8 protein-coding genes are annotated in these 7,923 nt (G+C 73.4%); 1 reads left to right on the top strand and 7 read right to left on the bottom strand.

Annotated elements, in window-relative coordinates:
- Positions 1 to 142 precede the first annotated feature (142 nt).
- From ACIBEA_RS32740 to ACIBEA_RS32720, 5 genes are all read right to left on the bottom strand, one after another.
- Complete coding sequence (locus ACIBEA_RS32740) at positions 143 to 844, bottom strand: DUF4191 domain-containing protein (protein ID WP_399266830.1); 702 nt, start codon at positions 842 to 844, stop codon at positions 143 to 145.
- A 10-nt stretch (positions 845 to 854) separates the two neighbouring features.
- Entirely contained in the window at positions 855 to 1,052 is a 198-nt protein-coding gene (locus tag ACIBEA_RS32735) for a hypothetical protein (protein ID WP_214937012.1), read from the bottom strand.
- Positions 1,053 to 1,328: 276 nt separating this feature from the next.
- Complete coding sequence (gene lipA, locus ACIBEA_RS32730; RefSeq protein ID WP_399266829.1) at positions 1,329 to 2,276, bottom strand: lipoyl synthase; 948 nt, start codon at positions 2,274 to 2,276, stop codon at positions 1,329 to 1,331.
- A 131-nt stretch (positions 2,277 to 2,407) separates the two neighbouring features.
- Complete coding sequence (gene lipB / locus ACIBEA_RS32725) at positions 2,408 to 3,205, bottom strand: lipoyl(octanoyl) transferase LipB (RefSeq protein WP_399266828.1); 798 nt, start codon at positions 3,203 to 3,205, stop codon at positions 2,408 to 2,410.
- Between the two features lie 144 nt (positions 3,206 to 3,349).
- Positions 3,350 to 3,616 carry a hypothetical protein gene (locus ACIBEA_RS32720; protein WP_399266827.1) on the bottom strand — a complete coding sequence of 89 codons (267 nt, stop codon included), beginning with the start codon at positions 3,614 to 3,616 and terminating at the stop codon, positions 3,350 to 3,352.
- 172 nt (positions 3,617 to 3,788) lie between these two features.
- On the opposite strand from ACIBEA_RS32720, the gene ACIBEA_RS32715 reads away from it, so the two are divergent.
- Complete coding sequence (locus ACIBEA_RS32715) at positions 3,789 to 5,228, top strand: regulator (protein ID WP_399266826.1); 1,440 nt, start codon at positions 3,789 to 3,791, stop codon at positions 5,226 to 5,228.
- Between the two features lie 83 nt (positions 5,229 to 5,311).
- On the opposite strand, the gene ACIBEA_RS32710 is transcribed toward ACIBEA_RS32715, so the two are convergent.
- Together ACIBEA_RS32710 and ACIBEA_RS32705 are read right to left on the bottom strand one after the other, a co-directional pair.
- Positions 5,312 to 6,568 carry an FAD-dependent oxidoreductase gene (locus ACIBEA_RS32710; RefSeq protein WP_399266825.1) on the bottom strand — a complete coding sequence of 419 codons (1,257 nt, stop codon included), beginning with the start codon at positions 6,566 to 6,568 and terminating at the stop codon, positions 5,312 to 5,314.
- 209 nt (positions 6,569 to 6,777) lie between these two features.
- On the bottom strand, positions 6,778 to 7,674 hold the full coding sequence (locus ACIBEA_RS32705) for a TIGR01777 family oxidoreductase (RefSeq protein ID WP_399266824.1): 897 nt from the start codon (positions 7,672 to 7,674) through the stop codon (positions 6,778 to 6,780).
- Between the last annotated feature and the right edge of the window lie 249 nt (positions 7,675 to 7,923).

Raw genomic sequence — 7,923 nt, 5'->3', positions numbered from 1 at the left:
TTAGCGCAGCGTCGGTGTCCTCTCCGCAACGCCCCCGCCCCCTCCCGAAGACCCCCCCCCCCCCCGGGCCCCCCCCCCCGCCGCCCCCCCCCGCCCCCCCGCGCCCCCCCCCCCCACTTGTATGTCTTGTATGCAATACGGGTCAGCCGCGCGGCGGCCGCTGACCGCCCCGGGCGCCGCGTCCCGGCATGGGCCCCTTGGGGATGGGCATGTTGCTCATCAGGTCGCCCATGGCGCGCAGCTTGTCGTTCACCTCGGTGATCTGCGGGCCCGCGAGCACGCGCGGCAGCTTGAGCAGCGTCGTGCGCACCTTCTTGAGCGGCACCTCGCCCTCGCCCGTGCCGACGATGATGTCGTGCACCGGGATCTCCGGCATGACGCGCTTCATCTTCTTCTTCTCGGCGGCGAGCAGGCTCTTGACCCGGTTCGGGTTGCCCTCGGCGACCAGCACGACGCCGGCCTTGCCGACCGCGCGGTGCACGATGTCCTGCTGGCGGCTCATCGCGATGGCGGGGGTGGTGGTCCATCCCCGTCCCACGTTGTCCAGGACCGCCGCGGCGGCGCCCGGCTGGCCCTCCATCTGCCCGAAGGCAGCGGCCTCGGCACGCCGGCCGAAGATGATCGCCATCGCCAGGAAGGCGACCAGGAATCCCAGGATGCCCAGATAGACCGGGTAGCCGATCAGGAAGCCGATCCCGAGGACGACACCAAAGGTGACGATTCCCACGCCCGCGACGATGAGACCGACCTTCGGGTCGGCCTTACGGGTCATCTTGTACGTCAGGGCGATCTGCTTCAGTCGCCCGGGGTTCGCAGCAGTCTCTGCGTTTGACTTCCTCGCCATGCAGCGAAGTTTACGTGGCCTGCGGAGTCCGGGTCGCCGCGGCCTCGAGTACGTGCTCGGTTTCGACGCGGTCCTTGGCCCTGCGGCGGTCCTCCAGCACCGCCGTCCAGGCGTTGCGACGGGCGCCGCTCATGAGCAGCGACTCGATGCCCCGGAAGGCGTCGGTGAACGACGGGATGGCGATGGCGCGAACGGGCGCGGCCTGCATGTCGATCCCTCTCTGGTGCTCTCGTCGGTGGAGCTTCGCGGTTCCGGTGGAACTTCGTGGGTGCCGTGCGGGTGCGGCGCGTGCGCCGCGCATGCGCCGTGCGTGCGCGCCGTGTGCGGTGCGTGGAGCCAGCGTCACTGATTGGTGTTACCAGGGCATGACCGACTGGTCAAACGATGATGAAACATTGACGCGGCCCGCCAGGTGTCTCCCTTGAGGGAGCCTAGGGGCCGCGTCGCCGTGGTGTTACTGCTCAGTAGGACTTTGTGCGCGAATTCACACAGTCGTCCGGTGGTCCATCGCCTGCTGGTACAGCCGGCCCGCGCGGTACGAGGAGCGCACCAGCGGACCCGACATCACGCCGGAGAAACCGATGTCCTCGGCCTCCTTCGCCAGCTCCACGAACTCGGCCGGCTTCACCCACCGCTCCACGGGGTGGTGCCGCGACGAGGGCCGCAGGTACTGGGTGATCGTGATGAGTTCGCAACCCGCGGTGTGCAGGTCCTTGAGCGCCTGGGTGACTTCCTCGCGCTCCTCGCCCATGCCGAGGATCAGGTTCGACTTGGTCACCAGGCCGTACTCGCGCGCCTTGGTGATCACGTCGAGCGAGCGCTCGTAGCGGAAACCGGGGCGGATCCGCTTGAAGATGCGCGGGACCGTCTCGACGTTGTGCGCGAAGACCTCGGGGCGGGAGGCGAAGACCTCTTCCAGCAGCTCCGGCACCGCGTTGAAGTCGGGGGCGAGCAGCTCGACCTTGGTGTGGCCGCCGGCGCGCTCCGCCGTCTGCTGGTGGATCTGGCGCACGGTCTCGGCGTAGAGCCAGGCGCCGCCGTCCGGCAGGTCGTCGCGGGCGACACCGGTGATGGTGGCGTAGTTCAGGTCCATGGTGACCACGGACTCGCCCACGCGGCGCGGCTCGTCACGGTCCAGCGCCTCGGGCTTGCCCGTGTCGATCTGGCAGAAGTCGCAGCGCCGGGTGCACTGGTCGCCACCGATGAGGAAGGTGGCCTCGCGGTCCTCCCAGCATTCGTAGATGTTCGGACAGCCGGCTTCCTGGCACACCGTGTGCAGTCCTTCGCCCTTCACCAGGGCCTGCATCTTGGTGTACTCGGGACCCATCTTCGCCCGGGTCTTGATCCACTCGGGCTTGCGCTCGATGGGCGTCTGGGCGTTACGGACCTCCAGGCGCAGCATCTTGCGTCCGTCGGGTGCGACTGCGGACACGACCGGCTCCCTGTGACTTCGATTCTTCGGCGCCCACCAGGGTACGCCCGTAAATTCATACGTTCTTACGTCGGCCAACCTGCGGGCGGCCGGACGCATTCCCCCGCGGCTCCCCCGGGGCTCCCCCCGGTCTAGGAGGCCGCGGGCTCGATGACGCGCGGCCGCGGGTCGGCGCCCTCCAGGACGTCCCTCAGGTGGCCCTCGATGACCGGCAGCACCTCGGCGATGGTGATCTCGCGGCCCAGTTCGTACGAGAGCGAGGTCACACCGGCGTCGCGGATGCCACAGGGGACGATCCGGTCGAACCAGGTGTTGTCGGGGTTCACGTTGATCGCGAAGCCGTGCATCGTGACGCCCTTGGCGACGCGGATGCCGATGGCGGCGAGCTTGCGGTCCTCGCGGCGCTGGCCGGCGTTGGACGGCGCGTACTCCGGCCCGTTCAGCCGGGGGTCGAACTCCTCGTCCGCGAGCCTCGGGTCGAAGTCGAGCGACAGCCCGCCGAGCTTGGGGCGGTCCTCGACGGGGTCGCCGAGCACCCAGACGCCGGAGCGGCCCTCGACCCGGCTGGTCTCCAGGCCGAAGTCGGCGGCGGTGCGGATCAGCGCGTCCTCCAACCGCCGGACGTGGGCGACCACGTCCACCGGGCGGGGCAGCTTCATGATCGGGTAGCCGACGAGCTGGCCGGGGCCGTGCCAGGTGATCTTCCCGCCGCGGTCCACGTCGACCACCGGGGTGCCGTCGAGGGGGCGTTCGCTGTCGGCCGTGCGCCGTCCCGCCGTGTAGACCGGGAGGTGCTCCAGCAGCAGACAGGTGTCTTCGGTCTCGTCCGCGAAGCGTGCGGCGTGGACGCGCCGCTGCTCTTCCCAAGCCTCGGTGTACTCGACGGCATCCGGACCGAAGCCCAGATGGACAAACCGCAGCTCAGCCACCGCAGCGCCTCCTCGTTGAAACCCGCTGTGCGTGCATATCGCACCCATATCGCACCCACCCAGCGTACGGCGCCCCCTCGACGGCCCGGCAGGGCCCCCGCACGGGGCCCGGAAGGCGCCTGCGCGGGCTCGGGCGGCGGGTGCCTAGGCCGTCTCGGGCGGCGGGGCCGGGAGGCGGCGGGGCTGCTTGCGGCCCCGCGGGGGCCGGTCCGGGTCCTCGTCGGCCCGCGGCAGCCGCCGGTGGCCCTCGGAGTGGTCGTTGACCCAGCCGCACACACCGCAGGCGTAGCGCCCGTCGAGCCCGGCGATCAGCGTGCCGCACCGGCGGCACTCGGCCTCGGTGATCTCGGGCGCGAGGAGCGGTGCGGTGGATTCCGGTACAGCGTGCGACTCGTGGGGCCAGCGGGTCATGCCCGCAGCTTAAGCGGGGATGCGGGACCCGTCCGTAAAGGGCCTGCCCGGTTCTTCGCACGATCGGATGAATGTGGGATAGAAGGGGCGGTCCGGGCAGTGTTCGCCGCTACATTCACGCCGTTCACAGGGCCGGGACACCGGTCCGTCACGTCAGGAGACCGTGGAGCCGATGACGGAACGACCAGCCCAGCGCGTCCCCAACCGGCAGCTCGCGGCACTGATCGCCGAGGCCGGGTTCTCCAATGCCGGGCTCGCCCGCCGCGTGGACCAGCTCGGTCTGGAGCACGGTCTCGATCTGCGGTACGACAAGACCTCGGTCACCCGGTGGCTGCGCGGACAACAGCCGCGCGGAACCACCCCGGCGCTGATCGCCGAAGTGTTCACCCGGCGGCTCGGGCGGCGGCTCTCGGCGCAGGACCTCGGCCTGGACGCCTGCGCCCCGGTCTACGCGGGACTGGAGTTCGCGGCCACCCCCGAGGAGGCCGTGGACATCGCGAGCGGCCTGTGGCGCAAGGACTCCGGTTCGCACGCCGAACTGCGGAAGATCGCCTTCACCCCGGCCGGACTCGTCGTCCCCAGCCGGGACTGGCTGATCGGCCGGGCCGACGAGCGCGTCGCCCGGGGCTCGGACCCGGGCGCCTCGCGGATCCCGGCCCAGAACCGGTCGACCGTGCCCCGCCAGCGCCAGATCGACCGGGGCCCCGGCCAACGGGTCACCTCCGGGGACATCGCCGCGCTCAGATCGGTCGGCGAGCTCTTCCGGGCGCTCGACCACGCCTACGGCGGCGGTCACGCCCGCCAGGCCCTGGTGCGCTACCTGGAGCACGAGGCGGAGCCGATGCTGCGCGGCACCTACGGCGAGAACTCCGGGCGGCGGCTCTTCGCGGCCGCCGCCGACCTGACCCGGCTCGCGGGCTGGACCTCCTACGACATCGCCGCCCACGGGCTGGCCCAGCGCTACTTCGTCCAGGCCCTGCGCCTCGCCCAGGCCGCCGGGGACCGGCCCTACGGCGCCTACGTCCTGGTCACCATGAGCCGCCAGGCGGTCTACCTCGGCCACGGGCGGGAGGCCGTACAGCTGGCCCGGGTCGCCCAGCAGGGCGTCGGGTCGGGCCCGCCCCAGGTGGTCCAGGGGCTGCTGCACGCGGCGGAGGCGCGGGGGCACGCGGTACTGGGCGAGGTGCGGGCGGCCACCGCCTCCCTCGTCCGGGCGGAACGCGCGCTCGGCGCCGCGCGGCCCGGGGACGACGTACCGCACTGGGCGCGGACCTTCGACGAGGCGGAGCTGGCCGACGAGTTCGGGCACTGCCACCGCGACCTCCAGCAGTACCGGGCCTCGGCGCAGCACGCGGAGCGCTCGCTCCAGCTGCGCGCGCCGGGCTTCGCGCGCTCCCGGCTCTTCTGCCGGGTGGTGCTGGCCACGGCGCGGCTGGGGCTGGGCGAGCTGGACCAGGCGTGCGCCCTGGGCGCGGAGGCGGCGCAGCAGGCGATGGAGATGCGCTCGGTGCGCGCGGTGGAGTACGTACGGGACTTCGAGCGGCGGTTGGAGCCCTACCGGGACGCGGCGGCCGTGCGGACCTACCGGGACCGGGTGGCGTCGCTGTCGTAGCCGGCCCCCCGGCACCTCCGCGCACCCCGGACGTGCCGGGGGCCCGGTCCCCCTCGGGAGACCGGGCCCCGCACTGGGTGGTTTCAGGCAGCCGCCGGTACGACGGGCTCCGCGACCGGCACCGGGATGCCGAAGTCGCGCAGGACGGCGGTGGTGGCGCGGCGCGCCGAGTGCAGGGCGCCCTGCACGGTGTTGGTGTCCCGGTGGTCGCCGCACACGTACAACCCGGCGAGCAGCCGGACCGTGCGCCGCGTGTCGTACGGCGCGGGCATGGCCGGGACGGCCTCGGGCGTGTGGTGGACGGCGAGCGGCTCCCAGTCCCGGGTGGAGGTCTCGTAGAGCCGGGCGAGGCGGGAGGCCACCGTCCGGGCGGGCGGCGGCGGTCCGAGCACGGTGGTGCTGACGAGCGAGCGCCCGGCCGGGGCGCGGCTCGGGTCGACCGCGCTCATCACGGTGGTGTGCGCGAGCGGCCACCGGGGGTCGCCGTCGAGCAGGAGCGAGCCGTCCCAGGGCAGCTCGGCGGTGGTCACGTGGTGGATGACGGTGATCTCGTGGAAGCGGGGCACGCGCAGGCCCGGCAGCAGCTCGGCCGCGGCGCGGGCGCCGGTGGCGAGCAGGACGGAGCGGCAGGCGAAGTCGCCGTGCTCCTCGGTGGTCACCAGGTTGGTGGCCACCGAGCGCACGCGCACGCCGGTGCGCACGGTGCCGGGCGGCAGCCCGGCGGCCAGGTGCGCGGGCAGGGCGGCGGCGCCGCCTTCGGGCACCGCGAGGCGGCCGCGGGCGAAGCGGCGCAGCGCGAGGTCGGCGACCCGGCTGGAGGTGGTGAGCTCCGGATCGCAGAGCAGGGTGGCGAGCAGGGGTCGCAGGACCCCGGCGACCGTGCGCGGAGGCAGGGTCCGACTGCGCAGCGCGGCGAGCGCGGTGCGTTCGGGACGGGCCAGGATCCGCTCCTCGGGCAGGGCCGCGAGACGACCGAGCGCGGCGCTGAGCCGGGCCTGGTCGAGCGAGCCGCTGGCGAGGGCGCGGGCCGGTGTGAGGGCGCCGGCCCTCAGCTGTTTTCCCTCGCTGTGGACGAGGACGCCGGGTGCGAAGGGCCGCAGGACCAGGTTTTCCAGGCCGGGTGTGCGGGCCAGTTCCGGATACGAGGTGTTGAGGAGCTGACCGACCCGGTCCAATCGGAATCCGCCGGTCCGCTCGGTGGCCATCCGGCCGCCGGGATCGTCGGCGGCCTCCAGGACGGTGACGCTGACCCCCGCTGCGATCAGATGGTGTGCCGCCGCGAGTCCTGAGACTCCGGCTCCCACGATGACTACGTCTGCACGGTGTGCGCTGCTGAGCACGTGCCCCTCCCCGAGGTCGGCGCGGCTTGTCTGGTCCTCCTTCCCCCAACCAGCTCCAGCAGAACCCGAGTTGGATGCGCTTTTCCGAACGTTTCCGGTTGCATACCGGTCGCACTGCGGACATGCGCGGGTCGCATGCGGGTCACAAACGGTCGCACGCCGAGCGGCGTCCGCCGGTCGGCGCGCCCCCGCGAATGCGCCCCCGATGCTCACGAACGCGCCAGCGCCGCCCCGATCGCCTCGTCGATCCCCGGGTGGCGGAAGACGAACCCGGACTCCAACAGCCGCGCGGGCCGCACCCGCTGGCTGCCCAGCACGTCCTCGGAGAACTCGCCCAGCGCGATCCGCATCGCCGCCGCCGGTACGGTGCACACCGTCGGCCGCCGCAGTACGCGCCCCATGGCCGCGGTGATCTCACGGTTGGTCAGCGGCTCCGGAGCGGTGAGGTTCACCGGGCCGGACAGCTCCGGGGTGACGATCAGGTGGCGCAGGGCCGCGATCTCGTCGTGCAGGGAGATGTACGACCAGTACTGGCGGCCGTCGCCGAGGCGGCCGCCGATCCCCGCCCGGAACACCGGGAAGAGCTTGCCCCAGGCGCCGCCCTCGGCCGCCACGACGAGCCCGGTCCGGGCGAAGGCGGTCCGCACCCCGGCCGCCGCGGCGGGGGCGGCGGCGGCCTCCCACTCCACGCAGACGGAGGGCAGGAAGCCGGTGCCCGCCGGAGCGCTCTCGTCCACGGCCCGCCGGCCGGTGTCGCCGTAGTAGCCGATGGCGCTGCCGCAGACCAGGACGGACGGCGGGCGCTCCATCGCCGCCACGGCGGTGGCGATCGCGGTGGTGCCGAGCACGCGGCTGTCCCGGATCTCCCGCTTGTAGCTCGCCGACCAGCGGTGGTCCCCGACCCCGGCCCCGGCGAGGTGCACGACGGCCTCGCTGCCGGTCAGGGCGGCGGGGGCGACGTAGCCGCGGCGGGGGTCCCACTCGGCCTCGTCCGGGGCGGTGGAGGTGCGGCGGACTAGGCGCACGATGTCGTGGCCGTCCTTGCGCAGGGAGCGCACGAGCGCCGTTCCGATGAGCCCGGCCGAGCCGGTGACCACGATCCGCATCCCCCCATCCTCCCCCCAGCCGAACCCAATCCCGGCGTCGCCAGGCCCGATTCGGCTCCGCCGGTTCTCGAAGCGGGGGTCCGGGCGGCCGAACCCGGCCCGGCCGGGGCCACTCCAGCGGAGCCGAACCCAGCCTCGCCCGAGGGCCGCGTGCCCGGGCCCGGGGGCCCCCCCCCCCCCCCGCCGGCGGGGCGGGGGGGGCGGGGGGGGGGGGGCCCGCGCGCCCCCCGCCCCCCCGCCCCCCCACCC

It is taken from the genome of Streptomyces sp. NPDC051555, assembly GCF_044454405.1.
In the GTDB taxonomy this organism is placed as follows: Bacteria; Actinomycetota; Actinomycetes; order Streptomycetales; family Streptomycetaceae; genus Streptomyces.
The sequence above is the reverse complement of the archived record's forward strand: the minus strand, read 5'-3'. Positions and strand labels throughout refer to the sequence as shown.

Excerpts from the sequence above, each read along its gene's own strand:
- ACIBEA_RS32715 (WP_399266826.1), top strand. The coding sequence starts at position 3,789 with ATGACGGAACGACCAGCCCAGCGCGTCCCCAACCGGCAGCTCGCGGCA.
- ACIBEA_RS32720 (WP_399266827.1), bottom strand. The coding sequence starts at position 3,616 with ATGACCCGCTGGCCCCACGAGTCGCACGCTGTACCGGAATCCACCGCA.
- ACIBEA_RS32740 (WP_399266830.1), bottom strand. The coding sequence starts at position 844 with ATGGCGAGGAAGTCAAACGCAGAGACTGCTGCGAACCCCGGGCGACTG.
- ACIBEA_RS32705 (WP_399266824.1), bottom strand. The coding sequence starts at position 7,674 with ATGCGGATCGTGGTCACCGGCTCGGCCGGGCTCATCGGAACGGCGCTC.
- ACIBEA_RS32735 (WP_214937012.1), bottom strand. The coding sequence starts at position 1,052 with ATGCAGGCCGCGCCCGTTCGCGCCATCGCCATCCCGTCGTTCACCGAC.